We start from the raw sequence: 25,254 nt of genomic DNA, 5'->3' as shown, positions 1-25,254 counted from the left end.
AGTAGACCAACAAGAAACACGAATCAAGAACTAATAACGAGGTAGTCAATTCATGACATTTGCTTTGGGGCAGCGCTGGATTAGCGATACGGAAAGCGATTTAGGTTTAGGTACCGTTGTAGCAATGGATGCTCGTACTGTGACATTGATGTTTGCAGCGTCAGAGGAAAACCGAGTTTACGCACGTAACGATGCACCTGTTACCCGAGTCACCTTTAACGTTGGTGATGTCATCGACTGCCAAGAAGGTTGGTCTCTAAAAGTCGAAGAAGTACTGGAAGATGAAGGCCTATACACCTATTTCGGTACTCGTGAAGACACGCAAGAAACCGCCGTTGTTCTGCGTGAGATTTTCCTTAGTAACCAAATTCGTTTTAATAAACCTCAAGATAAGTTGTACGCCGGTCAAATCGATCGCATGGACAACTTTGTTCTGCGTTACCGTGCGCTAACCAACCAGTTTGAGCAGCATAAGAGCCCAATGCGTGGCCTATGTGGTATGCGTGCAGGTTTGATCCCTCATCAGCTTTACATCGCGCACGAAGTTGGCCGTCGTCACGCGCCACGCGTCTTGTTGGCGGATGAGGTAGGTTTGGGTAAAACCATCGAAGCGGGCATGATCATCCACCAGCAAGTGCTGTCTGGCCGTGCAGAACGTATTTTGATTGTGGTGCCTGAAACACTGCAGCATCAATGGCTGGTTGAGATGATGCGTCGTTTCAACCTGCATTTCTCTATTTTTGACGAAGAGCGTTGTATCGAAGCATTTGCGGATGCAGAAAACCCATTTGATACCCAGCAATACGTGCTGTGTTCTTTAGACTTCCTACGCAAGAGCCGCAAGCGTTTTGAACAAGCACTGGAAGGCGAATGGGACCTATTAGTTGTCGATGAAGCGCATCACCTTGAGTGGAGCCAAGATAAACCGAGCCGTGAATACCAAGTGGTAGAAGGTTTAGCTGAACGCACTCCGGGCGTACTGCTATTGACGGCAACGCCAGAACAGCTTGGTCGTGAGAGCCACTTTGCTCGTCTGCGTTTGCTGGATCCTGACCGTTTCTACGATTACGAAGCGTTCGTCGAGGAAGAAGAACAATACGCGCCTGTAGCGGATGCGATTACTTCACTCTTCTCTGGTGAAAAACTGCCTGATGAAGCGAAAAACCAGATCACTGAGTTGCTGTCTGAACAAGACGTAGAACCACTTTTCCGCATTATCGAAAGTGAAGCGGACGAAGAAGCGAAAGCGTCAGCGCGCCAAGAGTTGATCGACAACTTGATGGATCGTCACGGTACGGGACGTGTTCTGTTCCGTAACACACGTGCGGCTATCAAAGGCTTCCCTGAGCGTAACGTGCATCTGATGCCAATGGATATTCCACCGCAATACACCACGTCAATGCGTGTTGCTGGGATGATCGGCGGTAAGATGAGTTCGGAAGCACGTGCGATGAAGAACCTTTACCCGGAAGAAATTTTCCAAGAATTTGAAGGCGATGACGCAAGCTGGTGGCAGTTTGACTCGCGCGTGAATTGGTTACTTGAAAAGGTAAAGGAGAAGCGCAGCGAGAAAATTCTGGTGATTGCCTCTCGTGCAAGTACGGCTCTGCAATTGGAGCAAGCACTGCGTGAGCGTGAAGGCATTCGTGCGACCGTCTTCCATGAAGGTATGTCGATCCTTGAGCGTGACAAAGCAGCCGCTTACTTTGCGCAAGAAGAAGGTGGTGCACAGGTTCTTATCTGTAGTGAAATCGGCTCTGAAGGCCGTAACTTCCAGTTTGCCAACCAATTAGTCATGTTTGACTTGCCGTTCAACCCTGACTTGCTTGAGCAGCGTATCGGTCGTTTGGACCGTATCGGCCAGAACCGCGACATCGACATTCATGTTCCTTACCTGAAAGGTACCTCGCAAGCCATTCTTGCTCGCTGGTTTGATGAAGGTTTAAACGCTTTTGCAGAAACTTGCCCAACAGGCCGTGCCGTTTACGATAAGTACTCTGATGATCTGATTGAAATCCTTGCTTCTGGTGACACCAGCACGCTAGATGAGATCATTGAAGCGTCAGCAAAAATGAATAAAGAGCTGAAATCCCAATTGGAGCAAGGCCGTGATCGCCTATTAGAAATGCATTCAAATGGCGGGGAAAAAGCACAACAAATCGTTGAGAAAATTGAATCAACCGACGGTGATACCAATTTGGTCACCTTCGCACTTTCTCTTTTCGATACGATTGGTTTGAACCAAGACGATAAAGGTGAAAACGCACTGATTGTGACCCCATCTGAGCACATGATGGTACCAAGCTACCCAGGTCTGCCATACGAAGGAGCGACGATCACGTTTGATCGTGATACGGCTTTGTCTCGTGAAGACATGCACTTTATCAGTTGGGAGCACCCAATGATCCAGGGTGGTATCGATCTTCTGATGAGTGAAGGGGTGGGGACGTCTGCGGTATCTCTACTGAAAAACAAAGCGTTACCAGTCGGGACTATTCTTCTTGAGTTGATTTACGCGGTAGATGCGCAAGCGCCAAAACGCAGTGGCATCGCGCGCTTCTTACCGAAAACGCCAATCCGTTTGATGATGGACTCGCGTGGTAATGATTTGTCTGCTCAAGTGGAATTTGAAAGCTTTAACCGCCAGCTCAGCCCTGTAAACCGTCACTTAGGTAGCAAGTTGGTCACGTCGGTACAGAAAGACGTACACCGCTTAATTGAAGCGGGGGATAGTCTTATCGAAGCGAAGGTTGAGGAAGTACGCAAGCAAGCTCATCAAGATATGCAGCATAGCTTGAATGCAGAACTTGAGCGTTTGCAAGCACTGAAAGCGGTAAACCCAAATATTCGTGATGAAGAAATTGAAGCCATTGATGCACAAATTAAGGAGCTCACTGGTTACATCAACCAAGCTCAAGTGCAGCTCGATTCGCTACGTTTGATTGTGGTGAGCCACAACTAAGTAAGCATTTATTGTTCATTAAAAAAGGTCTTCAGTTGAAGACCTTTTTCTTTATTTGCGGTTTAGTTTCTTTATGCAGAATGCATTACTCACTCATCGCTAACTCATTTACATCAACCATTTCCACCAGATAAATACAGCCAAGAAGCCAAACAAGTAAATCAGGCCTGCAATCGACAACCACTTCAATTTAGGTCCAACAGCCAAAGGTTCAGGTAACTCGGTTTTGCTCACTAATGTGTAATTTAGCAGAGCAAAGAATGGCGTGGTCATAAAGGCGAGGATCATCGCAAAGTTCAGCATAGGCAATAACGCAGAAGCCCAGAAAACCACAATACCTAATGCAAGTAAGGCGACCACCAGCATGATCGCTGACGTGGCTTTAGGGTTAGTGTCTGGTTGCGAGCGCAGTAGACGTTGAGAGTCAGAAATAACGCGTGAGTAGCCATCAATAACGGTAATCGTGCTGCCAAAGATACAGAAAAACGCAATTACCGCGATCAAATAACGAGACCATTCGCCAATCGTCGCCGCATATAAGCCAACCAATTGGTGGGAGAAGCCAACGCCTGAGCTTTCAAGCGCAACGCCAGAGCCATAGAGCATCAAAGAACCTAACGATACAAAGATAATGGCAAGAAAAGCCGTGCCAATGTAACCGACATTAAAGTCAAATAGAGCAGAGCGATACGTTACTTCTTGCTGGCTTGATTGGCGTTTTAACCACGCAGAGGTCAAGCAGGAGATCTCTATCGGTGCTGGCATCCAGCCCATTGTTACGACGATAAAGCCAATTGCCGCAATCGACCAAGGTGACGGTGGCTCGAAGTTGGCCACTTGCTCAACAGGGTTACCAAAGGCGATAGAAACGGCAAGTAAAGTCGCGATGGTTAACACCGACATGATCACCTTAGATAGCGTATCGAGCGCTTTGTAATGGCCAGCAAATAATATGATCAGGCAGGTGACAATCACAATGACACTGAGTGATGCCATTGATAGTGAAAACGGAATGAAGTAGCCCAGCAAGCTAGCACTAAACATCAACAAAGCGGCGGTATTGATTACGGCTGAGACCACGCTCAGAAATAGAAATAGCCATAGATAAGGCCGACCTAATTTCGCGTAGCCCTCAACCAAGGTGAGCCCTGTCCCCATGGTGTACTGTACGCCCGCTCGGAAAAAAGGGTATTTAAACAGGTTTACGAGCAGAATCAGTGCAGCCAATTGCCAGCCATAAATCGCACCAGCTTTGGTTGATGCGACGAGGTGAGAGCCACCGACCGCAGCAGATGCCATTAATATGCCGGGGCCTAGCGAACGAAAAAATAAGGAAAGTTTGGATTGGGGTTTATCTATAACGGCGGAGTCCATTGCTTATTGTCCTTTTTATCTTATGTATCTTTCTAAAGAGATACATACCGCAGTACATGACAAGCTGAGCGCTCGCCCTATACTGCGCAACGGTAATATCTTTTAAATGCTGTGTTTTGATGTATTTATTTTAAGTATTCTTTGCGAATATCATGCTGTGTGCATCTAGCACTCTATTCAGTTATGCGTCTTGTTGTCAAACTAAATTTACAACGTGCTATTTTTAGTTTTTATGCTAAAGGATTGACTTTGTTTTATTGGTTTGAACTTTTCTTCAGAACCCTGCATCTGGGTGCTATTTGGGTATATAATCGCGGCGTTTTTATTTTGTAGAGATCTCCCATGGCAATGCTTGAATATACCCCTCCCACCGACCCTTGGGTTGATATCGTTTTTGAGGATGACGACATTCTGGCAGTGAATAAGCCATCAGGGCTGCTGTCTGTCCCTGGTCGCCTTGCAGAGCATTACGACAGCATGTGGAGCCGCCTCAAAGAGTTGCATCCAGAAATTCAAGTTGTGCATCGCTTGGATATGTCGACATCAGGGTTGATGCTGCTGGCGAAAAACAAACCTTCGGAGCGAGCATTAAAAAAGCAGTTCCAATATCGCCTCACTCACAAGGTGTATTACGCACGTGTTTGGGGACATGTTGAGCCGCAAGAAGGGAATATTGATCTTCCATTAATTTGTGATTGGCCAAACCGTCCACGACAAAAAGTATGTTTCGACGACGGCAAGCCATCTCAAACTTTATTCCAAGTGGTGAAGCGTGAAGTGCACCCTGATGGCACCCATACGACCGTTGTGCGACTACTGCCCATTACTGGTCGATCGCATCAGTTACGCGTGCATTTGATGGCGATTGGTCATGCGATTATTGGTGATGAGTTTTATGCAACTGAAGAGGCGTATCAGTTTTCAGAGCGTTTAGAGTTGCACGCTGCGGAGCTAAGTTTTTATCACCCAGCTACGGAGCAGTTGAGAAGTATTTTTGTACCCTGTGACTTTTATCCTGAAGCCGAGGCGATGATCTTTAACTATTTTTTGCCAGAGCGTACATTGCCTGATTATAAAACGTTGCCACACCCTTAATGCCAATTGCACTCAACAGCGGTTCTTTCTAGTTCGCTATTTTTGGCTATTTCGTTACTGTGGTTGATGTATCCTGTCTTTCTGCCGTGAACAAGGAGTTGTTATGTCTTTGCCAAGCATCGTATTTTTGGACCAAGCGACCATCCCAGAACACATTGAGGTCCCACGACCTAGCTTTCAGCACCACTGGCGTGAGTACGACTTAACCGCGCCAGAGCAGGTAATAGAAAGGTTAGCAGATGCAGATATCGTGATTAGCAATAAAGTCCTGCTTGACCAAAATATATTAGAGCAACTACCACAATTGCGGATGATCGCGGTTGCCGCGACTGGTTTTAATAACGTCGATGTGGACTACTGTGTTAAGCATGATATTGCGGTTGCCAATGTACGTGGTTACGCGACGCGTTCGGTGCCTGAGCACGTGATTGCGATGCTGTTTGCTTTACGCCGAAATTTATTTGGTTACCATCAAGATATTGCCGCTGGCGAATGGCAGCGTAATAAGCAGTTCTGCTTTTTTACGCACCCAATCGGGGATATAGGTGGTAGCACGTTAGGTGTTGTTGGTAGTGGGGCGCTGGGGCAAGCGACGGCGAATCTAGCTCAAGCGTTAGGAATGACCGTGTTGTTTTCTGAGCGTAAAGGGGCGGCAGAATGTCGACCTGGTTATGTACCGTTTGAGGAAGTGTTAAAACGCTCCGATGCGCTGACTTTGCATTGCCCGCTCAACGATCATACTCAGAATTTGATTGGCAAAGCAGAATTGCAGCAAATGAAGCCCAACGCCATTCTAATTAATACGGGGCGTGGAGGCTTGGTGGATGAGGAAGCGTTGGTGGATGCCCTAAAACAGGGAGAAATCGCTGCGGCTGGTTTTGATGTTTTTACACAAGAACCAGCTGATGAAAGCAATCCGCTGATTGCCAATATGAATTTACCCAATTTGCTACTTACACCGCATGTTGCATGGGGCAGCGACTCATCGATTCAACGTTTAGTGGAAATCTTGATTGAGAACATTAACGCTTTCGAGCGCGGAGAGCGTATTAATCGCTTGGTGTAACGCTGACATTTAAGTAAAAGATAAAAAAGCAGACATCATGTCTGCTTTTTTCGTTAATTGAATGCTCGTTGGCATCGAACCGTCTAATTAAAACTCTTCTTCGTTCAGACCTTTTAGGATCTGGAAGATTTCGCGGTACGCTTTTGCTGGTTTCCCAGCCTTTTTCTCTTTCGCTGCTTGGCGAGCCAATTGGCGTAGACGCTGACGATCCGCTTCTGGATACATTTCCATTACGTCATCAATGGCTTTGTCGCCTTCTTCCACCACGCGATCACGCAGAGCTTCAAGCTTGTGGAATACCGCCGTTAATTGAGAGTGCTTGTTACGAATCTTATCCAACGCCGCTTGGATTGGCTCTGGATCTTCATAACGCATCAACTTACCAATACGTTGTAATTGGCGACGACGTGCTTCGTTTTTAAAGCGTTGTGCGTCTGCAATTGCTTCTCGCAGGTCTTCGCTCAATGGAAACTTTTCTAGAACTGCAGGTTTGAGGCCGACAAGCTCCTCACCTAGCTTTTGCAGTTCTTCCATGTCTCGCTTCATCTCGGATTTGCTTACCCAGATGATCTCTTCTTCTGGTTCCCATGGCGCTTTTTGATTCTTACGTGCCATTTCAGTTGCCTGTGTTTTGATTAATATTATGACTATTTTAACAAGAATCGTGGGGAGAAAGCGAAATTCTTGTTATCCTATTGTTCATCAAAGACAAGATGTGAAAGACAATGGATATTAAACAGCAGGTTGCTGAGCAACGTACCGAGCTAGAGCAAGCCGTCGCAAGAGCCTTAAAGCTTGCATCGGCAAAATCTGACGCCGCCGAGGTCGCAATTACCAAAAGCACTGGTTTAAGTGTATCTACTCGCATGGGCGAGGTAGAAAATGTCGAGTTCAACAGCGATGGTGCGCTGGGCATTACCGTTTACCGAGGTCAACGTAAAGGCAGTGCTTCCACGTCTGATTTAAGTGAGGCTGCTATCGAGCAAACCGTTATTGCGGCGCTGGATATTGCGCATTACACATCTGAAGATCCATTTGCAGGGCCCGCAGCCAAAGAATACATGGTGCAAGAGATCCCTGAGCTTGATCTTTTCCACCCAGACGCCCCTGATCCCGATTATGCTGCCGATGTGGCGATCGCCGCTGAGAAAGAAGCGTTAAGTTATGACAGTGCAATCAAACAAAGTGATGGCGCGAGTTATGATAGCCACTACGGTGTAAAAGTGTATGGTAACAGCCATGGCTTATTAGCAAGCTATGCGTCTAGCCGCCACAGTACCAGCTGTTGTGTGATTGGCGTTGGTCAAAATGGCGAAATGGAGCGTGATTACAGCTACACAGTGGCACGTCATCGCGATGACTTATGGACACCAGAAACAGTGGGTCGTAAGGCGGCAGAGAATACGATTAACCGCTTAGATGCGCAGCGCTTAAAGACCGGTAAATACCCAATCATGTTTGCCGCTGATGTTGCAACTGGCTTGATTGGCCATCTCGTTATGGCGATCAGCGGTGGTAACCTGTACCGAAAATCTTCTTTCTTACTTGACCATCTAGGCAAACAAGTGCTTCCTGAATGGTTCAATATCTCAGAACGTCCGCATGTATTGCGTGGTTTGGCGTCAAGCCCATTCGATAGCGAAGGCGTATATACTCAAGACCGTGAGATCATTACTGACGGTGTGCTAGCAACTTATCTGTTAACCAGTTATGCCGCACGTAAAATGAAGATGGCGCCGACAGGTCACGCTGGTGGCATCCATAACTGGTACGTGAAATCGACTGGTCAAAACTTCGAACAAATGCTCAAAGAGCTCGGCACTGGTTTGTTAGTGACAGAAGTGATGGGGCAAGGCGTGAACGTGGTAACAGGTGATTACTCTCGCGGTGCTGCAGGCTTCTGGGTTGAGAACGGTGAAATCCAATACCCAGTATCGGAAATTACCATCGCTGGTAATCTGAAGGACATGTTCAATAAGATTGTTGCCGTAGGTAGCGACGTTGAAACGCGCTCGCAAATTCAAACGGGTTCAATCTTACTGGATGCGATGAAAGTTGCGGGTGAGTAAGCTTTCCTAATTCAGAATTAAAAAAGCCTGATGTGTTCATCAGGCTTTTTAGTTTTTGCAGTTAGGTAATCAGTATTGTGGCAAGCCCTAAGAATACTGATAAACCAATTACATCCGTTACGGTCGTTAACGCCATACCACCAGCTAAAGCTGGGTCGATGTTCATTTTCTTTAAGAGGATTGGAATCGTTACTCCGGCAACCCCAGCGACCAATAAGTTGGTCAGCATCGCTGCGGAAATGATTCCCCCTAGCATCCAGTTACCTTTCCAAGCGACAACAATGCCGCCAATAATCAGCGCCCACATGATGCCGTTGAGTAAACCGATCGAGGCTTCTTTCATCAACAGTTCTCGTTTGTTCGAGTCACCGATATGACCAAGAGCAAGACCACGAATCACTAGTGCGACGGTTTGGTTACCAGCGACACCACCCATGGAAGGAACAATCGTCATCAATACGGCAATGGCAGCCATCTGGTCTAGCGTGGCTTCAAACATGTTAGAAACAGAAGCGGCGGCGAGTGCGGCCAACACGTTAGCCCCGAGCCAGATACTGCGTTTGCGAGCTGATTTTACAACGGGTGCGAAGGTATCTTCATCATCATCCATACCTGCCATACTCATCATCGAGTGTTCGGCATCTTCACGGATAACGTCAACTACGTCATCGATAGTGATACGGCCAACGAGATGCTGGTTCTCGTCTACGACAGGAGCAGAGACCCAGTTACGACGTTCGAACAGACTAGCAACATCTGAATCACTGGTATCGACAGTGATCGCTTCGTCAGCATCTTCCATGATGTCGATAATTTTGACATCAGGCTGGGTCGTGATCAGCAGAGTAATGGGTAGTTCACCAATCAGTTTGCTTTCTTCATCAATGACATAAAGTGCATCCGTTGCTTCTGGTAGTTCACCTTTCATACGCAGATAACGTAAAACCACGTCCACATCTACGTCACCACGAATCGTGATAACGTCGGTGTTCATCAGTCCACCTGCAGTGTCTTCTGGGTAGGACAGGGCGGTTTCGACACGCAGACGGTCAGAGGAGTCCATTTGCGACAGGACTTCGCGTGACAGGTTGTCTGGCAAGCTACGCAGTACATAAGCCACGTCATCGGTATCCATGCCTTCTGTCGCTTCTGCAAGCGCTTCTGGTGCCATTTTGGATACGAGACTATCTTTGACGTCTTCGTTCAGTTCGTCGAGGATTTCACCGTAGTCTTCAGGGTCGGTGAGTTGCCAGAGAACTTCACGGCTTTTTCGTGGAGAGGCTTCTAAAAGGTGAGCGATATCCTCAGGTTCCATGTCCTGTAACTGACGACGAACATGGACGAAGCGGCCATTTTCTAGCGCTTCTGTGACTTCTTGGAGGGCTTGGTGAGCTTGGTCGAATTCAATTTGCTCTGCCATTCATTCCTCCCAATTCCTGATATTTACAATGCGTTGAATAATAACTTAATTCTAGGCGCCTTTTAATAACAACTTATGATACTAAGCAAATTTATTTCTTGGAGCAGTGAGGGGAAGGAGAGTGAGAGGTAATAAAAAAGCGAGTAAATTACTCGCCTTCATCAAATTTATCTTCGATTAAGTGGCAAACGGCATCCAGTGCTTCTTCTGCTTGCTCACCCGCAGCGTGGATTGTGACGTACTGTCCTTGAGCAGACTCAAGCATTAATAAACCCATTACGCTGTCTGCTGTGGCGGTTTTGTCTTCTTCATTGTCGATAGTGATGACCGCTTCAAAGCTCTGGGCCAGTTCGACCAGTTTGACGGCTGCGCGAGCATGTAAGCCAAGGCGATTTTGAATCAATACTTTACGACTTAACTCCACAGCTACTCCTTAGTGTTTTTCTCTAGTGAGGTATGGCGAATTTGCACTTGGTGTCCTTTATTGGCGAAGTACTCACCGATTTGCTGAGTTAAGTACACCGAACGGTGTTTACCACCGGTACAACCTATTGCAACGGTCAAATAGCTGCGGTTGTTTTTCTCGAGCAGAGGTAACCAATTCTCTATAAAGTTTTCAATTTGGTATTTCAAACTTAACACCGATTGGTGCTGCTCCAAAAATGCGGCGATAGAGGCATCCAAACCCGTAAGTGGGCGCAACGCTGGTTCCCAATGTGGGTTGGGCAAGAAGCGAACGTCGAATACGTAATCGGCATCGGAAGGCAGGCCATATTTGAAGCCAAAAGACTCAAATACCATAACAAGCCCTTTGCGATCTCTGCCTTCAACACGCATACGCACGGTTTCACTCAACTCATGCAAAGATTGTCCACTGCTGTTCAGTACAAGATCGGCATGCGCTTTAAGTGGCGTTAAAATTTCTTTCTCACGCTCGATGGCTTGGTCAAGGGAGAGAGAGGTGCCACCTAAAGATAAAGGGTGGATTCGGCGTGTTTCGCTGTAGCGTTTGAGTAGCGTTTCCTTATTGGCGTCCAAGAAAAGCACGGTCACATCAAGCTCTGTTTTCAACTGCTCCAGTGTACCAGTCAGTTCTTTTAGCTTTTTAGGGATATTGCGAATATCAATGCTTACCGCAACATTCTGCTTGCTGTCAGCAACAGAGTGAACAAATGCGTCCAGCAAATTCACTGGGAGGTTATCAACACAGTAATAACCTAAGTCTTCCAGTACGCGCAGCGCAATACTCTTACCGGCACCTGAGTGCCCGCTAACCACGATTAGTCGCATGATGTCCGTCCTGCTTATTGGTGAATCATGATGTCGTAAAGTTCTTCATCACTCTGAGCATTGCGCAGTAGTTTCAATACTTGCTTATCGCTCAGACGTTCTGCCATAGAGGATAGAGTCTTGAGGTGCTCTTTGCACTGTTCTTCTGGTACAAGGAGCGCAAAAAGAAGGTCGACAGGTCGATTATCAATCGCATCGAATTCAATGGCTTCATCACATTGCAGCAAGACAGCAATAGCCTTGTCGCTCGATTGCATTCTAGCGTGTGGGATCGCAATACCGTTTCCGATACCAGTACTGCCCATTTTCTCTCTGTTGAGCATGCACTCGAACAGTTCGGTAGAATCTTGGCCCGTGTGATCAGCCACGATGCGGCTGATCATTTCAAGGGCGCGTTTTTTACTCGTGCAGTGGACCGCACTCTTGGTGCAGTCCAATGACAGTATTTCGCTCAGTTGCATGATTAATGACTGTTTAGTTTTTCTTTGTGCTTATTGAGTTGGCGAACCAATTTATCTACCAGCGAATCGATCGCGGCATACATATTTTCGTCATCAGCTGATGCGTGGATTTCGCCTTGATTTATATGAAGCGTAGCTTCCGCGATTTGAGTGATTTTTTCAACTTTTAGTACAACATGTACTTGATTGATATGGTCGAAGAACCTTTCGAGCTTCTGAAACTTAGAATTTACATAGTCTTGCATTGAATCGGTAAGATCAACGTGATGGCCTTGAATATTGATTTGCATAGACTTTCCTTTTCAGTTAGTGCCTTATAATAGGCGTTTACGCTGACTTGAAGGGGCAATTCCCAAGGATTCTCGATATTTGGCTATCGTACGTCTTGCGACCTGAATCCCTTGGTCAGCCAGAAGAGCAGCAATCTTGCTATCACTCAATGGCTTAGCAGTATTCTCTGCTGCGACCAGTTTTTTAATGAGTGCGCGAATTGCTGTTGACGAACATTCTCCGCCGTTGTCAGTACTAACATGGCTAGAGAAGAAGTACTTCAATTCAAAAATGCCACGTGGTGTATGCATAAATTTTTGTGTTGTTACACGAGAAATCGTGGATTCATGCATGTCCACTGCCAAGGCTACATCATTTAGTACCATTGGCTTCATGGCTTCCTCACCATACTCGAAGAAATCTTGTTGATGTTCAACAATACATCTTGCAACTTTGAGTAGCGTCTCGTTTCTACTCTCTAAGCTCTTAATTAACCATTTTGCCTCTTGCAAATTGCTGCGGATGTACTGGCTATCCGCGCTATTGCCTTTGCCTAATTGAGCATATTGTTGATTTACTTTTAATTTTGGAACGCTATCTGGGTTGATAGAAACGGTCCATTTGCCGTTGTCTTTAAAAACGGACACATCTGGAATTACGTACTCGGTATCATCCGGTGTGATACGGCTACCGGGACGAGGATCTAACTGCTGGATAAGTTTGAGGACTTCACGGAGATCGGCTTCTTTCAGCTTAGTCTCTTTGATGACGAGCTTGTAATCACGGTTCCCTAGGTGATCAATATGATCCGCAAGAATCATTTTGGCTTCAGCAAGCCACGGTGTGTCTTCTGGGAAAGTCGCTAGCTGTAGCAGTAGGCACTCTTGTAAGTTGCGTGATGCCACACCGAGCGGATCGAACTGCTGAATACGTTTACGAACGGCTTCTACTTCGTCTAACTCAATCTCTTCGTTATCGAAGCTCTCATGAATTTCTTCAGGAGATAGGGTTAGGTAACCGTAGTCGTCAACAGCGTCAATAATCGCTAATGCAATCGTACGATCGGTTTCACTGAATGGTGTCAGGTCAAGCTGCCACATTAGGTAGTCATGCAATGATTCCGTGGTTTCGCCTTGGTAGACGGGCATATCATCGTCAAGAGCTAAGCCAGTGCTACCGGTATTCGCGCTGTAGACGTCATCCCAAGTGGTATCGATTTCAAGTTCAGAGCTGATCTCTGACTTCTCAATTACGTCTGAACTGTCTGGAACGTCAATGTCTGCTGGTTCGTTAGCACTGTTGCTATCAGCAGCCTCGACCGCTGATTTATCTTCACCGTTTGCTAGAGGCTCATCTTGGCCTTCTTCAACTTCCAATAATGGGTTTGAATCCAAGGCTTCTTGGATTTCCTGTTGAAGATCGAGTGTCGACAGTTGCAGTAAGCGAATCGCTTGTTGCAACTGTGGCGTCATGGCTAACTGTTGACCTAGCTTGAGTTGTAATGAAGGTTTCATTCAGTGTTACTTACCTTGTAATGCTCAGAATCTTACCGTTCCTAATATAATCATAGACGGAATTGTTCGCCGAGATAAACTTGTTTCACCTGTTCATTATTGAGAACTTCTGCCGGAGTTCCCGATGCAATTAGGTGCCCTTGGCTTACGATATAGGCTTTTTCGCATACGTCCAGTGTTTCACGCACGTTATGGTCAGTGATTAACACTCCGAGGCCGCGATCGCGTAGATGCTCGATGATTTTCTTGATGTCATTAACCGAGATTGGGTCAACACCTGCGAAAGGTTCATCCAACAAAATGAATTGAGGGTTGGCTGCTAAAGCGCGAGCGATTTCCACTCTGCGTCGCTCACCCCCTGATAGTGCCATACCCGCACTGGTTCTGATGTGCTGAATGTGGAATTCTTCTAACAAATCTTCCAGCTTATCTTGGCGCTCTTCACGTGTCATTTCTTGACGAGTTTCGAGTACAGCCATGATGTTATCTTCCACCGACAGCTTACGGAAAATCGACGCTTCTTGCGGAAGGTAGCCAATCCCGAGACGCGAACGACTGTGCATCGGCAGAATACTGATGTCTTTATCATCAATGGTAATGGTGCCTTCATCTCGTGGCACCAAGCCGACAATCATATAAAACGAGGTGGTTTTACCTGCGCCGTTTGGGCCTAGCAGCCCAACAATCTGACCAGATTCAACTTCCAAGCTAACATCGGTTACGACTTTGCGCTTTTTGTAGCTTTTCGCCAAGTTTTTCGCACTCAGTACTGCCATATTAGTTCTCTATCTGATTGGGTTGTAAAATGGTCGTAACGCGCTCTTCCTTAGAGCTATCAGCGACTAGCTTTTGTTTACCAATTTGGTAACGAATCGAAGAACCTTTAATGGTGTTGTTGTCTTGTGCCAGTTGCGCTTGACCTTTCATGGTCAGTTCGTCTGTAGAAATACGGTAATCCAGCTCCACAGCTTGACCACTCAGTGTTTTACCATCGTCCATCAGCTGAGAAAACTTGGCAGGTTTACCAAATGCTTGAATCTGTTTGATTGCTTCGGTTTTAGGATCGCGCGTTACCACGATTCTATCAGCATCGATATTGATGCTACCTTGCTTAAGAGATACATCGCCTTTAAAAATAACCTGGTTACTCTTCATATCCACTTGTTGGGTGTCAGAGTTAATGTAAACCGGTTGTTGAGTATCCGACTTAAGTGCCAGCGCTTGAGGCGCCGCCAATACCAGTGCCAGTAGGCTAAGGTGTAACGGTTTCATATCGACCTTGAACTTCGTCTGTCAGAGTTGCGGTATGCTGCTTTAAGTTGCCTTGCATTGCGCCTCCAGTAGTTTCAAATTGTGGCCCAACCAACATGACCTGTTGATCAGCTTTAAAATCACGATTGGTTAGATTAATGACTAACTTGTCTGTTGCCATGGTATCAAAACTCGCACCTGGCAGAAGATTTTGCATTAAGACCTTGTCATATAACGTTAAGACTTGGTCTTCATCTAACACGGCTCTTGTGGCCGTCACCTTCCATTCAATGACGCTACCTTCACGGTAAACCATCAAAGTCGGGTTATTAAAAATGGTATCTCCACTCTTAGCATAATGGTCTAAGTTCGTAGAGCGGATGATGTAACTGCGGACACCATCTTCACCATAGGTGATGTTTTCCAGTCCAGTACCACTGAACATGGGCAGTTCAGAATCTGGTGCTACTTGAATTGCGTCGTTGCCTTTTGGGGTCAGTAGGTAATAACCGCACCATGCGACAACGAAGATCAAGAGCAAATAAATAAGGCGAGTAAAACTCATATAATGAAGGCCTATCGTTTAGCTCAGTACTTCCCTGACCATTGCCTTTATTTGTGTAATAAATGATTTAAATGTTTGTGCTGATATTACATCACGCCAGCTTTTAGTAAATCGTGCATGTTCAGTGCACCCACAATTTTTTCGTCTTTACATAAAATCAGAGCGTTAATATTTTTATTCTGCATCAAGTTCAAACCTTCGACCGCTAGCATATCAGGGTGCGCTGTGGTTGGATTTGTCGTCATGACTTCGCCAATCGCGGTCGTATGAATATCAATGCGTTTGTCTAAGGTGCGACGTAAATCACCATCGGTGAATATACCAAGCATAGCATCGTGTTCATCGACGATAGCGGTCATGCCTAGCCCTTTTTCTGAAATTTCAAGCAGGGCATCACGAATCAATGCGTTTGGAGAAACTTTAGGTAACGCTTCTCCAAAGTGCATAATATCAGACAACTTAAGCAGCAGTTTTCTCCCTAACGCGCCACCTGGATGAGATAGGGCAAAATCTTCGGCAGAAAAACCACGCGCTTGAAGTAGGGCTACGGCTAATGCGTCTCCCATTACTAATGTGGCCGTGGTACTGCTGGTCGGTGCCAACCCTAGTGGGCAAGCTTCTTGAGGTACCGTGATTTGCAGATGCAAGTCAGACAGTTTTGCCATATTGGATTCTGGCTTGCCTGTCATGCTAATTATCTTGATGTTCAGGCGTTTTAATACCGGAAATAGAGACAGAATTTCGTTTGACTCACCAGAGTTAGAAATTGCGAGCACAATATCTCCAGGGCTGATCATGCCCAAGTCACCATGTGCTGCTTCGCCAGGGTGAACGAAAAACGCAGAAGTCCCCGTGCTTGCCAGAGTCGCAGCAATCTTGTTACCAATGTGGCCTGACTTGCCAATACCCATAACGGCTACTTTGCCGCTGTTGGAAAGGATCAGTTCGCACGCTTTCTCAAATTGATCATCAAAGTAGGTATCCAGCTCTTGCAGAGCAGCAACTTCGATATCAAGAACTTGTTTAGCAGCAGCGCGAAAATCAAATTGATTGGACATATCAGTTCTCTACTTATTTATCGTGGTAATTAAGCGGCCATGTTTGCGAATAAGTACACTTGATAACCTAGAAAGCATGCAAACAAGATTGCACCTTCAATACGGTTAATACTGCGTGATTTACCCAAACACATCGCGACAAGTAACAGTGAAACGCCTAACATGACCCAGAAGTCACGTCCCATCGCGTACTCACTCAGCACCGATGGATTAATGATGCCAGGAATGCCCATTACGGCCAGAATATTAAACACATTCGAGCCAATAATGTTACCGACGGCCATGTCGTCTTCACCTTTTAAAACACCAGCAAGCGATGCTGCGAGCTCAGGTAGACTAGTACCGATGGCAATGATAGTCAGACCGATGACAAGATCGCTCATGCCAAAATACTTTGCAATAATCACCGCGTTATCCACTAGCATGCTTGCTGCCAAAGGAAGCAGTATCAGGCCAATAACCACCCACATGATCGCTTTAGGGTTGCTGACGCCCTCTGGGATCTCTGACTCTTGGTCATCAAGAAAAACATCACCTGATTTTTGTTCTTTGCGGCTGATCTGCAACATAGCAAATAAAAATGCCCCAAAGAGTACAAACAATAAGACACCTTCATAAAAACCGAGATGGCTATTCCAAAGCAGAATACCGGCGAGTACTGTTACTGCAATCATTAATGGCAGTTCCCGGCGGATGACCGCGGAGCTAATCGACAGAGGTTTGATGAGTGCTGTAATACCTAGGATTAACGCGATGTTCGCGATGTTTGAGCCTAAAACGTTACCCACGGCAGTATCGGTTTTTCCGTCCCAGGCTGCGGTTGCAGAAACCATCATCTCTGGCGCAGAAGAGCCCATCGCAAGGATTGTCATGCCGATGACAAGAGGTGAAATACCGACGTTGCGGGCTATCGCTGCAGAACCAAAAACAAGTTTATCTGCACTCCATACGAGCAAAACAAGACCGACTATAAGCAACGCTACGGCTTCGAGCATGAGAATTCCTAAGTATTAAATAAGTAAAATGAATAACCGCTAATTTTGACCTTTTGCGGCCTAAAATGGAAGATAAACGACGAATAAATTAAAGGTTAGTAACGAAAATGTATGCAAATGTCGTTCATTTAAATCAGCAATTCTTGTCTAGGATTTAAACACTTTGCGCTGATTTGATCGTAATCCATAAAAAATTGCAGGTATATACTCGACTTTATTTAATTGAACAGTGCTTTAAATTCAAAGCCAATGTGCTTATGATTGCAGCCTAATAAATGTACCGACGTTACTTTATTAAACGTGAAATTCAACTCCGTTGTGTGTCAGGTTGATGATGCCGTGAGTTGCAACGCTCCGACAGTAGAAGAGATGATATGTCGAACAACGATTTAGTCACCGTGAACAACCTCACTTTTTCACGGGGAGAGCGCAAGATCTTTGATGGTATTGATCTGCATGTTCCTGAGGGCAAAGTGACGGCCATTATGGGACCATCGGGAATTGGTAAAACAACACTGCTGCGTTTAATTGGTGGTCAGTTGTATCCCGAGCAAGGAGAGATCTGGTTTGATGGCGACAATATTCCCTCTCTCTCGCGTAAAAAACTCTACCATGCTCGAAAGAAAATGAGCATGTTGTTTCAATCAGGAGCTTTATTCACTGATTTGAATGTCTTTGATAACGTCGCCTTCCCATTGCGAGAGCATACGAATTTATCTGAAGAGCTGATTCGTACCATGGTATTGCTTAAGCTTGAAGCCGTCGGTCTACGCGGCGCGGCACAACTGATGCCGAGCGAGCTATCGGGTGGCATGGCAAGACGCGCTGCGTTGGCGCGTGCGATCGCCCTAGACCCAGATTTAATCATGTACGATGAACCATTTGTCGGACAAGACCCAATCACCATGGGTGTCTTGGTTGAGCTTATTAGTAATCTAAATCAAGCGTTAGGTTTAACTTCTATAGTCGTTTCTCACGACGTGCCTGAAGTGATGAGTATTGCCGATTGGGTTTATCTGATGGCCGATGGCAAAATTATCGCTTTTGGCACACCAGAAGAGCTTAATCAGAATCCTGACCCTCGCGTTCAGCAGTTCTTACAAGGTGATGCAGATGGTCCTGTACCGTTTCGCTTCCCTTCTCAAAGTATCGAAAAGGACTTATTTGATGGTCGATAACTTTATGCATTTTGTCGCCTCACTAGGTAGACGAACGCTCTCCATCTGCGGAGCATTTGGTCGTGCGACTTTCATGCTGATTGGGGCACTGTTTACTAAGCCACAACCGCTCAAAAGCTTTCCTCTGCTCGTTAAACAACTTTATTCCGTAGGCGTCCAGTCTCTGGCTATTATCGTCGTATCTGGGTTGTTCATTGGTATGGTCTTGAGCCTACAAGGCTATGTTGTGCTGGTGGATTACGGCGCAGAGGGCAGTTTGGGGCAAATGGTGGCGCTCTCATTGCTACGTGAATTAGGGCCCGTTGTCACTGCACTTCTGTTTGCTGGTCGTGCAGGCTCTGCGTTAACTGCAGAGATAGGTTTGATGAAAGCGACGGAGCAACTCTCTAGCCTTGAAATGATGGCGGTAGATCCTTTGAAAAGAGTGATCGCGCCACGTTTTTGGGCTGGTGCTATTTCAATGCCATTACTGGCTATGATTTTCATGGCAGTGGGTATTTGGGGCGCTCAGCTTGTTGGTGTTGACTGGAAAGGTGTTGACCATGGCAGTTTTTGGTCAGCGATGCAGTCCTCAGTTGAACTAGGACAGGATATTGGTAACAGTATGATCAAGTGCTTTGCGTTTGCAATTACGGTTACTTGGGTCGCTCTATTTAATGGTTATGATGCTATTCCAACTTCGGAAGGGATCAGCCGAGCAACTACGCGCACTGTTGTGCATTCTTCTTTAGCAGTACTAGGACTAGACTTTGTACTGACCGCATTGATGTTTGGGAATTAATCATGCAACAAACACGTAAAACTGAATTATGGGTTGGCAGCTTTGTATTAGCGGGAATTTGCGCGATTCTTGTGATGATTTTTCAAGTTGCTGACGTAAAAAGCATTGGCTCTGGTGATACTTACACCCTCAAAGCTGAGTTCGATAATATTGGTAGTTTAAAAGTTCGCTCGCCAGTAAAAGTGGGTGGGGTTGTGATTGGCCGGGTAAGCAATATTTCGCTTAACCCAGATAACTTATTACCTGTTGTAACTCTATCGATCAATAGCAAATACAATCAATTCCCAGAAACGTCGAGCGTACAAATTTTGACGTCTGGCTTGATTGGTGAGCAATACATTGGTTTAGTACCAGGCTTTGTTTTTGACGATGAAGTCATGCTGGTCGATGGCGATACCATCGAAGACACCAAATCAGCGCTCGTGCTTGAAGACTTAATTGGTCAAGTGCTTTACAGCGTAGGTGGTTCAGACGATTCAAGTAAGGAATAACTATGTTAGCGAGATTATTACTTTCAGTTTGTGCTGTGTTTAGCGCGTTTGGTACAAGTGCAGCAGAAGTGGATAAAACTGAACCTTATAAGATGATGAAGCAAGTGGCTGAAGTCACGTTCGAAAGATTAAAAGCCGAGCAGCCGAAAATCAAACAAGACCCAGATTTACTCAAGGTGATTGTCGAAGAAGAGCTAATGCCTTACGTCAACTACCGCTATGCTGGGTTAAAGCTCCTAGGTCCAAACCTAAAAGGAGCGAAACGTGAAGACGTACTTGAGTTTATCGATGCATTTCGCGCGTACTTAATTGCTTCATATGCCCAGGTGCTAACGCAATACAGTGACCAACAAATTGAATTTGGTCCTGAGCCTAGCATTGATGACTCTAAGCGTATCACCAGCATTAAAGTTGATATCATCGATACGCCGCGTCCAAACATCAAGCTAGAGTTCAAATTGCGTAAAGACAACAAATCTGGTGAGTGGGAAGCGTTCGATATGATTGCGGAAGGCATCAGTTTACTCTCTAGCAAACAGTCAGAATGGAATAGCAAAATTCGTCAAGAAGGCATTCTATCTGTCGCGAAAGATCTAGAGAAATTAGCTGCGGAACCGATTCGCTTTGAGGCGAAGAAATAATGGCCCAGACTCCCGCTCAGTGGCAATTAGATCAAAACATTCTTAAGCTAACAGGGGCACTTGATAGAGATACAGTACCCTCATTGTGGGCGTATGCTCAGCAATGGCAACCAGCTCAAGCTGAGCTGGAATGCTCGTTAAAAGAGATAGAGCGCGTCGACTCTGCAGGAATGGTGATGTTAATCCACTTATTAGAGCATGCAAAAAAGCAAAACTGTCATATAATGCTCAGTTTCGTGCCGGCGCAACTGCGCACTTTGTTTCAACTGAGCAATGTTGAATCTTTAGTGGCCAAACACATACAGAATTATCAGGGGTAAATTGTGGATAGCGCAAAAGTACAACAGTTATTAGAAGAAGCACTAAACCTTCAAGAAGTGCATGTAAAAGGTGAAGGTAGCCACTATGAGGTGGTTGCTGTTGATGCTTGTTTCGATGGAATGAGCCGCGTTAAGAAGCAGCAGTTAATTTATGGTCCTCTGATGGAATACATCCAGCGTAACGACATTCACGCATTATCAATTAAAGCGTTCACACCAGAAGAGTGGGCTCGTGATAAGAAACTGATGTCGCTTTAAGGTTTATTGATGGAAAAGTTTCGAGTTATTGGGTCAGATAAACCACTCGTTGGTGAAGTGACCATTTCCGGTGCAAAAAACGCAGCACTGCCGATTTTATTTGCGTCTATCCTGGCGGAAGAGCCTGTAGAAGTGGCAAACGTGCCACACCTTCGTGATATTGATACAACCATGGAACTGCTTAAGCGTTTAGGCGCGAAAGTAAGCCGTAATGGTTCTGTTCACGTCGATCCAAGTAGCATTACTGAATACTGCGCACCGTATGATTTGGTGAAAACCATGCGTGCTTCTATTTGGGCTTTGGGCCCGCTCGTAGCGCGATTTGGTCAAGGTCAGGTTTCTCTACCTGGCGGTTGTGCTATCGGTGCTCGTCCTGTTGATCTGCATATTTCTGGCCTAGAGCAGCTTGGCGCAACGATTACGCTTGAAGATGGTTACGTTAAAGCTGAGGTTGATGGTCGTCTAAAAGGTGCGCACATCGTGATGGATAAAGTCAGCGTAGGCGCGACGATCACCATCATGTGTGCTGCAGCACTTGCTGAAGGCACTACAACGTTAGACAACGCGGCGCGTGAACCTGAAATTGTAGACACAGCGGATTTCCTAAATAAGCTTGGTGCAAAAATTTCTGGTGCAGGTACAGATACGATCACGATTGAAGGTGTTGAGCGCCTAGGTGGTTGTAAACACAACGTAGTTGCCGACCGTATTGAGACAGGAACATTCCTTGTCGCTGCCGCGGTATCTGGTGGTAAAGTAGTATGTCGTAACACTAACGCTCATTTGCTTGAAGCGGTTTTAGCCAAGCTAGAAGAAGCTGGCGCGCTTGTCGAAACGGGTGAAGATTGGATTTCAGTTGATATGACTGATCGCGAGCTGAAAGCAGTGAGTGTACGTACAGCGCCGCATCCAGGCTTCCCGACCGATATGCAAGCGCAATTTACGCTACTAAACATGATGGCGAAAGGCGGCGGCGTGATCACTGAGACTATCTTTGAAAACCGCTTTATGCACGTACCAGAACTCATGCGTATGGGCGCGAAAGCCGAGATTGAAGGTAACACCGTTATCTGTGGTGATGTTGAGTCATTAAGTGGTGCGCAAGTCATGGCAACCGACCTACGAGCTTCGGCTAGTTTGGTAATTGCGGGCTGTATTGCTAAAGGCGAAACCATCGTTGATCGTATTTACCATATCGACCGTGGTTACGACAAAATCGAAAATAAACTGGCTGCACTTGGCGCAAATATTGAGCGAGTGAGCGAGGCAAGTTAAACTGCACCGCAGGTAACTTGGATATCAAGAGAGCCGAAACTTGAGTTTCGGCTTTTTTATATCACTCTCATGACCATAGTTATCCTTTATGGAAAGAGAGAAATTAATAGCTGTATCTGGCAAAAGCCGGTTCCTGGAGAACAAGAATGATTGCACTGTTACGTGTATTTGCTGTCGCTATCTTTGCGATTGTTATGTTTATTGGTGGTTGTGGTTACTGCCTATTAAGCCCCCGAAACCCTAAGCACGTTTTCACTTTTGGCCGCTTGTTTGCCAAGATGTCTCGTGTATTTGGGATTAAGTTAGAGCTGCGTATTCCTGAAGATGCGTATTCACGCGGCCAACATGTTTACATTGCTAACCACCAGAACAACTGGGACATGTTTACTGTTTCTGCTGCTGTGACTCCGAAAGTTGTGACAGTAGGTAAAAAGAGCTTGGCTTGGATGCCACTGTTTGGTCAGCTTTACTGGCTTACGGGTAACATTCTGATTGACCGAGCGAATCGCTCTAAAGCAAAAGGTACTATCGATCAGGTCGTGAGCAGCATGAAAGAAAGTGATGTTTCGGTGTGGATGTTCCCAGAAGGCACGCGTTCTCGTGGGCGTGGTCTGCTGCCATTCAAAACAGGTGCTTTTCATGCAGCAATTGGAGCAGGCGTGCCCATCATTCCTATCGTATGTAGCTCGACGAATAAAATTAAGCTGAACCGTTGGAACAATGGTCATGTGATTGTTGAAATGTTACCTCCAATCAGTACAGAAGGCTATGGTAAAGAGGGCATTCGCGAGCTAGCGAATATCTGTCGTGAACAGATGAAAGAGAAGCTTGAATCGTTAGATGAAGAAGTCAAACAGCGTAATGCTGCTTAAGTTTTACTGCGATATCATCACGAAAAGATAATAAAAAACGGGTAGCCTGAGCTACCCGTTTTTTTATGTTTGTCAGCAAGTGCAATTATTTGCGAACTGCAATTGCTTCAATCTCGATACCAACATCTTTCGGTAGGCGAGCGACTTCTACACAAGAACGTGCAGGGTAGTTTGCTACGCCGTGCTCATCAAAGAACTTGCCGTAAACTTCGTTCACCGTGCCAAAGTCGTTTAGGTCTTTAACAAAAACCGTTAGCTTCACGATATCTGACACTTTAAGGCCTGAAGATTCAACCACAGCCTTTACGTTTTCTAGAGACTGACGAGCTTGCTCTGCGATATCAGCAGACACTTCACCTGTCGCTGGGTTTACTGGGATTTGGCCTGAAGTAAGAACCATGTTACCTAGATCTACGCCTTGAACGTAAGGACCGATTGCTGCTGGTGCAGATTCAGTGTGAAGTACTTTCGTCATTTGATTTTTTCCATCAGTTGTAGGGAATAAAGATTCTCAGTTTGCCTCTAAACCCTCGGTAGGTAAAGAGCAAAATACCCCGACATTGCAGGGTATTTTAAACGTATCACAGCCTAGTCGTGCGGCGTGTTTATCGTTCGGTTACGATCTCGCGTGAGAACACTTTCTCACAGTACTTACACTTTAGGCGGATTTCTTGTTTCTTTTCGAATACGCTAAAGCTGCTTTCTACTGGTTCATTGTGAGAAATACAGTTTGAATTTGGGCATTCGAAGACATCATTGATGCGCTCAGGAAGCTCTAACGCGAGCTTTTTCACCACTTCATAGTTTTCGATTTGGTTCACGGTCGCGTGCGGAGCATACAGCGCCAACTTGCTCGCTTGCTCTTCATTAATAAACACATTTTCTATTTTCAGTAGATCTTTATGACCGAGTGCCGATGATGGCAAGTTCAGACCAATCGTAACGCGCTGTGATGAATTGTGCATATCGAACAGTCTTAGTACTTTGATGCCGATTTGCGCAGGGATGTGGTCGATGACCGTGCCATTTTTGATTGCTTCTACCTGCAATTGAGTTTCTTTAGCCATGGGTTTTCTCCTCGATTACAGTGTTTCGTTTAGAACAAGCGCCAACAGTGCTTGGCGAGCGTATACGCCATTTTGAGCTTGCTGGAAGAAGTAAGCATGAGGCGTTTTATCAACATCGGTTGTGATTTCATCCACGCGAGGGAGGGGGTGGAGTACTTTTAGATTCTCGCGCGCCCCTTCGAGTAATGCTGCTGTCAAAATATACGCCGATTTAATGTGCGCGTACTCCGATTCGTCAAAACGTTCTTTCTGTACGCGCGTCATGTACAGAATATCCAGTTCAGGAATCACACTCTCCATGTCCGTGTGTAGGCTATATTGAATGCCAACTTCGTCTAGCTCTTCGCAGATGTAATCTGGCATTGCCAATGCTTCTGGTGCAACAAAGAAGAAGCGGATGTTCTTAAACTTCGCTAAGGCTTGAGTCAGAGAGTGCACCGTGCGGCCATATTTTAGGTCACCGACGAACGCGACGTTCAAGTTGTCTAGACGACCTTGTGTTTCCGCGATGGTGTATAGGTCGAGTAGCGTTTGAGTTGGGTGTTGGTTTGCACCGTCACCAGCGTTGATCACTGGCACGCCATTTGAGAATTCAGAGGCCAAGCGAGCGGCGCCTTCTTGTGGATGGCGCATCACAAAGGCATCGACGTAAGAAGAGATGACCTGTACTGAATCTGCGAGTGTTTCGCCTTTTTTCGCCAGAGAGGTATTACCATCATTATCAAAGCCAATCACGTCACCACCAATGCGTTGAATCGCTGTTTCAAACGACAAGCGAGTACGCGTTGATGGTTCAAAGAAACAACTGGCAACGACTTTGTTTTTAATCAGTTCTGGTCGAGGTGCTTTTTTAAGGCTGCCTGCTGTTTCTACGATAAGTTCCAGCTCTTCACGTGAAAGCTCTGGAATAGAGATGATGTGCTTCTGGTAAAGCGAGTTCGCCATGATCTTCTTCCCTATAACATTGATGACTACATCCAA

Annotated in this window: 28 protein-coding genes; 12 read left to right on the top strand and 16 right to left on the bottom strand. The window is 45.9% G+C overall.

Features of this window, described 5'->3' with window-relative positions; genetic code table 11:
• Positions 1–52: 52 nt before the first annotated feature.
• Positions 53–2,962, top strand: coding sequence for an RNA polymerase-associated protein RapA (gene rapA / locus R2S67_RS19210; RefSeq protein ID WP_317346666.1), 2,910 nt, complete (start codon positions 53–55; stop codon positions 2,960–2,962).
• A 108-nt stretch (positions 2,963–3,070) separates the two neighbouring features.
• Here the strand turns inward: rapA and R2S67_RS19205 are convergent, their stop codons facing one another.
• Positions 3,071–4,336, bottom strand: coding sequence for a divalent metal cation transporter (locus R2S67_RS19205; protein WP_317346665.1), 1,266 nt, complete (start codon positions 4,334–4,336; stop codon positions 3,071–3,073).
• A gap of 342 nt (positions 4,337–4,678) precedes the next feature.
• On the opposite strand from R2S67_RS19205, the gene R2S67_RS19200 reads away from it, so the two are divergent.
• Both R2S67_RS19200 and R2S67_RS19195 read left to right on the top strand, forming a co-directional pair.
• A complete protein-coding gene (locus tag R2S67_RS19200; protein ID WP_317346664.1) occupies positions 4,679–5,431 on the top strand; it encodes a pseudouridine synthase in 753 nt (250 codons plus the stop codon).
• 103 nt (positions 5,432–5,534) lie between these two features.
• Positions 5,535–6,497, top strand: coding sequence for a D-2-hydroxyacid dehydrogenase (locus R2S67_RS19195; RefSeq protein WP_317346663.1), 963 nt, complete (start codon positions 5,535–5,537; stop codon positions 6,495–6,497).
• A gap of 87 nt (positions 6,498–6,584) precedes the next feature.
• Here the strand turns inward: R2S67_RS19195 and yjgA are convergent, their stop codons facing one another.
• Positions 6,585–7,112, bottom strand: coding sequence for a ribosome biogenesis factor YjgA (gene yjgA / locus R2S67_RS19190; RefSeq protein ID WP_005396253.1), 528 nt, complete (start codon positions 7,110–7,112; stop codon positions 6,585–6,587).
• 110 nt (positions 7,113–7,222) lie between these two features.
• On the opposite strand from yjgA, the gene pmbA reads away from it, so the two are divergent.
• On the top strand, positions 7,223–8,566 hold the full coding sequence (gene pmbA / locus R2S67_RS19185) for a metalloprotease PmbA (RefSeq protein ID WP_005396252.1): 1,344 nt from the start codon (positions 7,223–7,225) through the stop codon (positions 8,564–8,566).
• A 61-nt stretch (positions 8,567–8,627) separates the two neighbouring features.
• Here pmbA and mgtE read toward each other — a convergent pair whose 3' ends face one another.
• The 11 genes from mgtE to R2S67_RS19130 all read right to left on the bottom strand — a co-directional run bounded on the left by mgtE (position 8,628) and on the right by R2S67_RS19130 (position 17,390).
• On the bottom strand, positions 8,628–9,986 hold the full coding sequence (gene mgtE / locus R2S67_RS19180; RefSeq protein ID WP_005396251.1) for a magnesium transporter: 1,359 nt from the start codon (positions 9,984–9,986) through the stop codon (positions 8,628–8,630).
• 148 nt (positions 9,987–10,134) lie between these two features.
• Complete coding sequence (locus R2S67_RS19175; RefSeq protein ID WP_005396244.1) at positions 10,135–10,410, bottom strand: HPr family phosphocarrier protein; 276 nt, start codon at positions 10,408–10,410, stop codon at positions 10,135–10,137.
• A gap of 2 nt (positions 10,411–10,412) precedes the next feature.
• Positions 10,413–11,276 carry an RNase adapter RapZ gene (rapZ, locus tag R2S67_RS19170; protein WP_109170274.1) on the bottom strand — a complete coding sequence of 288 codons (864 nt, stop codon included), beginning with the start codon at positions 11,274–11,276 and terminating at the stop codon, positions 10,413–10,415.
• 14 nt (positions 11,277–11,290) lie between these two features.
• Positions 11,291–11,737, bottom strand: a complete 447-nt coding sequence (gene ptsN / locus R2S67_RS19165) for a PTS IIA-like nitrogen regulatory protein PtsN (RefSeq protein WP_237312666.1) — start codon at positions 11,735–11,737, stop codon at positions 11,291–11,293.
• Between the two features lie 2 nt (positions 11,738–11,739).
• Complete coding sequence (hpf, locus tag R2S67_RS19160; RefSeq protein ID WP_005381114.1) at positions 11,740–12,027, bottom strand: ribosome hibernation promoting factor; 288 nt, start codon at positions 12,025–12,027, stop codon at positions 11,740–11,742.
• Between the two features lie 24 nt (positions 12,028–12,051).
• Positions 12,052–13,521, bottom strand: a complete 1,470-nt coding sequence (locus tag R2S67_RS19155; RefSeq protein WP_005396241.1) for an RNA polymerase factor sigma-54 — start codon at positions 13,519–13,521, stop codon at positions 12,052–12,054.
• 50 nt (positions 13,522–13,571) lie between these two features.
• Positions 13,572–14,297, bottom strand: coding sequence for an LPS export ABC transporter ATP-binding protein (gene lptB, locus R2S67_RS19150; RefSeq protein WP_005396240.1), 726 nt, complete (start codon positions 14,295–14,297; stop codon positions 13,572–13,574).
• Position 14,298: 1 nt separating this feature from the next.
• Entirely contained in the window at positions 14,299–14,793 is a 495-nt protein-coding gene (lptA, locus tag R2S67_RS19145) for a lipopolysaccharide transport periplasmic protein LptA (RefSeq protein WP_005396239.1), read from the bottom strand.
• The gene (gene lptC / locus R2S67_RS19140) at positions 14,774–15,337 is read right to left on the bottom strand and encodes an LPS export ABC transporter periplasmic protein LptC (RefSeq protein ID WP_005396238.1); all 564 of its coding nucleotides are present in this window, start codon (positions 15,335–15,337) and stop codon (positions 14,774–14,776) included. The genes lptA and lptC overlap by 20 nt, the downstream gene beginning before the upstream one ends.
• A gap of 86 nt (positions 15,338–15,423) precedes the next feature.
• Positions 15,424–16,395, bottom strand: a complete 972-nt coding sequence (gene kdsD, locus R2S67_RS19135; RefSeq protein ID WP_047009142.1) for an arabinose-5-phosphate isomerase KdsD — start codon at positions 16,393–16,395, stop codon at positions 15,424–15,426.
• A 29-nt stretch (positions 16,396–16,424) separates the two neighbouring features.
• Positions 16,425–17,390 carry a calcium/sodium antiporter gene (locus R2S67_RS19130; RefSeq protein WP_005396236.1) on the bottom strand — a complete coding sequence of 322 codons (966 nt, stop codon included), beginning with the start codon at positions 17,388–17,390 and terminating at the stop codon, positions 16,425–16,427.
• A 374-nt stretch (positions 17,391–17,764) separates the two neighbouring features.
• Here R2S67_RS19130 and mlaF point away from each other — a divergent pair, with 374 nt between their 5' ends.
• The 8 genes from mlaF to R2S67_RS19090 all read left to right on the top strand — a co-directional run bounded on the left by mlaF (position 17,765) and on the right by R2S67_RS19090 (position 23,206).
• Complete coding sequence (mlaF, locus tag R2S67_RS19125; protein ID WP_005396235.1) at positions 17,765–18,568, top strand: phospholipid ABC transporter ATP-binding protein MlaF; 804 nt, start codon at positions 17,765–17,767, stop codon at positions 18,566–18,568.
• Positions 18,558–19,349: a lipid asymmetry maintenance ABC transporter permease subunit MlaE gene (mlaE, locus tag R2S67_RS19120; protein ID WP_005396234.1), complete on the top strand. Its 792-nt coding sequence runs from the start codon at positions 18,558–18,560 to the stop codon at positions 19,347–19,349. Before mlaF ends, mlaE begins: the two co-directional genes overlap by 11 nt.
• A 2-nt stretch (positions 19,350–19,351) precedes the next feature.
• Positions 19,352–19,840 carry an outer membrane lipid asymmetry maintenance protein MlaD gene (gene mlaD, locus R2S67_RS19115; protein ID WP_012841383.1) on the top strand — a complete coding sequence of 163 codons (489 nt, stop codon included), beginning with the start codon at positions 19,352–19,354 and terminating at the stop codon, positions 19,838–19,840.
• Between the two features lie 2 nt (positions 19,841–19,842).
• The gene (gene mlaC / locus R2S67_RS19110; RefSeq protein WP_046873609.1) at positions 19,843–20,481 is read left to right on the top strand and encodes a phospholipid-binding protein MlaC; all 639 of its coding nucleotides are present in this window, start codon (positions 19,843–19,845) and stop codon (positions 20,479–20,481) included.
• Positions 20,481–20,801 (top strand): lipid asymmetry maintenance protein MlaB, encoded by a 321-nt coding sequence (locus R2S67_RS19105; RefSeq protein WP_005396231.1) that lies wholly within the window; start codon positions 20,481–20,483, stop codon positions 20,799–20,801. The genes mlaC and R2S67_RS19105 overlap by 1 nt, the downstream gene beginning before the upstream one ends.
• A 3-nt stretch (positions 20,802–20,804) precedes the next feature.
• A complete protein-coding gene (gene ibaG / locus R2S67_RS19100; protein WP_005396230.1) occupies positions 20,805–21,059 on the top strand; it encodes a BolA family iron metabolism protein IbaG in 255 nt (84 codons plus the stop codon).
• 9 nt (positions 21,060–21,068) lie between these two features.
• Positions 21,069–22,334: a UDP-N-acetylglucosamine 1-carboxyvinyltransferase gene (gene murA, locus R2S67_RS19095; protein ID WP_046873610.1), complete on the top strand. Its 1,266-nt coding sequence runs from the start codon at positions 21,069–21,071 to the stop codon at positions 22,332–22,334.
• Positions 22,335–22,480: 146 nt separating this feature from the next.
• Positions 22,481–23,206, top strand: coding sequence for a 1-acylglycerol-3-phosphate O-acyltransferase (locus R2S67_RS19090; RefSeq protein ID WP_005381088.1), 726 nt, complete (start codon positions 22,481–22,483; stop codon positions 23,204–23,206).
• An 85-nt stretch (positions 23,207–23,291) separates the two neighbouring features.
• Here R2S67_RS19090 and R2S67_RS19085 read toward each other — a convergent pair whose 3' ends face one another.
• The 3 genes from R2S67_RS19085 to pyrB all read right to left on the bottom strand — a co-directional run bounded on the left by R2S67_RS19085 (position 23,292) and on the right by pyrB (position 25,218).
• Positions 23,292–23,681, bottom strand: coding sequence for a RidA family protein (locus R2S67_RS19085; RefSeq protein WP_005381087.1), 390 nt, complete (start codon positions 23,679–23,681; stop codon positions 23,292–23,294).
• A gap of 130 nt (positions 23,682–23,811) precedes the next feature.
• Positions 23,812–24,273, bottom strand: coding sequence for an aspartate carbamoyltransferase regulatory subunit (pyrI, locus tag R2S67_RS19080; RefSeq protein ID WP_005381086.1), 462 nt, complete (start codon positions 24,271–24,273; stop codon positions 23,812–23,814).
• Between the two features lie 15 nt (positions 24,274–24,288).
• Positions 24,289–25,218: an aspartate carbamoyltransferase gene (pyrB, locus tag R2S67_RS19075; RefSeq protein ID WP_317346686.1), complete on the bottom strand. Its 930-nt coding sequence runs from the start codon at positions 25,216–25,218 to the stop codon at positions 24,289–24,291.
• Between the last annotated feature and the right edge of the window lie 36 nt (positions 25,219–25,254).

Origin of the sequence: Vibrio sp. T13N (genome assembly GCF_032970445.1) — a bacterium.
GTDB lineage: Bacteria > Pseudomonadota > Gammaproteobacteria > Enterobacterales > Vibrionaceae > Vibrio > Vibrio diabolicus.
This window is presented reverse-complemented; position numbering and strand designations above follow the sequence as displayed.

Bases quoted from the DNA above. Each gene is read 5' to 3' on its own strand.
- lptC (WP_005396238.1), bottom strand. From the start codon at position 15,337: ATGAGTTTTACTCGCCTTATTTATTTGCTCTTGATCTTCGTTGTCGCA.
- pyrB (WP_317346686.1), bottom strand. From the start codon at position 25,218: ATGGCGAACTCGCTTTACCAGAAGCACATCATCTCTATTCCAGAGCTT.
- mlaD (WP_012841383.1), top strand. From the start codon at position 19,352: ATGCAACAAACACGTAAAACTGAATTATGGGTTGGCAGCTTTGTATTA.
- R2S67_RS19195 (WP_317346663.1), top strand. From the start codon at position 5,535: ATGTCTTTGCCAAGCATCGTATTTTTGGACCAAGCGACCATCCCAGAA.
- lptB (WP_005396240.1), bottom strand. From the start codon at position 14,297: ATGGCAGTACTGAGTGCGAAAAACTTGGCGAAAAGCTACAAAAAGCGC.
- yjgA (WP_005396253.1), bottom strand. From the start codon at position 7,112: ATGGCACGTAAGAATCAAAAAGCGCCATGGGAACCAGAAGAAGAGATC.
- R2S67_RS19105 (WP_005396231.1), top strand. From the start codon at position 20,481: ATGGCCCAGACTCCCGCTCAGTGGCAATTAGATCAAAACATTCTTAAG.
- R2S67_RS19130 (WP_005396236.1), bottom strand. From the start codon at position 17,390: ATGCTCGAAGCCGTAGCGTTGCTTATAGTCGGTCTTGTTTTGCTCGTA.
- pyrI (WP_005381086.1), bottom strand. From the start codon at position 24,273: ATGGCTAAAGAAACTCAATTGCAGGTAGAAGCAATCAAAAATGGCACG.
- murA (WP_046873610.1), top strand. From the start codon at position 21,069: ATGGAAAAGTTTCGAGTTATTGGGTCAGATAAACCACTCGTTGGTGAA.
- mlaE (WP_005396234.1), top strand. From the start codon at position 18,558: ATGGTCGATAACTTTATGCATTTTGTCGCCTCACTAGGTAGACGAACG.
- mgtE (WP_005396251.1), bottom strand. From the start codon at position 9,986: ATGGCAGAGCAAATTGAATTCGACCAAGCTCACCAAGCCCTCCAAGAA.
- R2S67_RS19090 (WP_005381088.1), top strand. From the start codon at position 22,481: ATGATTGCACTGTTACGTGTATTTGCTGTCGCTATCTTTGCGATTGTT.
- R2S67_RS19205 (WP_317346665.1), bottom strand. From the start codon at position 4,336: ATGGACTCCGCCGTTATAGATAAACCCCAATCCAAACTTTCCTTATTT.
- mlaF (WP_005396235.1), top strand. From the start codon at position 17,765: ATGTCGAACAACGATTTAGTCACCGTGAACAACCTCACTTTTTCACGG.
- hpf (WP_005381114.1), bottom strand. From the start codon at position 12,027: ATGCAAATCAATATTCAAGGCCATCACGTTGATCTTACCGATTCAATG.
- kdsD (WP_047009142.1), bottom strand. From the start codon at position 16,395: ATGTCCAATCAATTTGATTTTCGCGCTGCTGCTAAACAAGTTCTTGAT.
- R2S67_RS19200 (WP_317346664.1), top strand. From the start codon at position 4,679: ATGGCAATGCTTGAATATACCCCTCCCACCGACCCTTGGGTTGATATC.
- rapZ (WP_109170274.1), bottom strand. From the start codon at position 11,276: ATGCGACTAATCGTGGTTAGCGGGCACTCAGGTGCCGGTAAGAGTATT.
- R2S67_RS19085 (WP_005381087.1), bottom strand. From the start codon at position 23,681: ATGACGAAAGTACTTCACACTGAATCTGCACCAGCAGCAATCGGTCCT.
- R2S67_RS19155 (WP_005396241.1), bottom strand. From the start codon at position 13,521: ATGAAACCTTCATTACAACTCAAGCTAGGTCAACAGTTAGCCATGACG.
- pmbA (WP_005396252.1), top strand. From the start codon at position 7,223: ATGGATATTAAACAGCAGGTTGCTGAGCAACGTACCGAGCTAGAGCAA.
- rapA (WP_317346666.1), top strand. From the start codon at position 53: ATGACATTTGCTTTGGGGCAGCGCTGGATTAGCGATACGGAAAGCGAT.
- ptsN (WP_237312666.1), bottom strand. From the start codon at position 11,737: ATGCAACTGAGCGAAATACTGTCATTGGACTGCACCAAGAGTGCGGTC.
- mlaC (WP_046873609.1), top strand. From the start codon at position 19,843: ATGTTAGCGAGATTATTACTTTCAGTTTGTGCTGTGTTTAGCGCGTTT.
- lptA (WP_005396239.1), bottom strand. From the start codon at position 14,793: ATGAAACCGTTACACCTTAGCCTACTGGCACTGGTATTGGCGGCGCCT.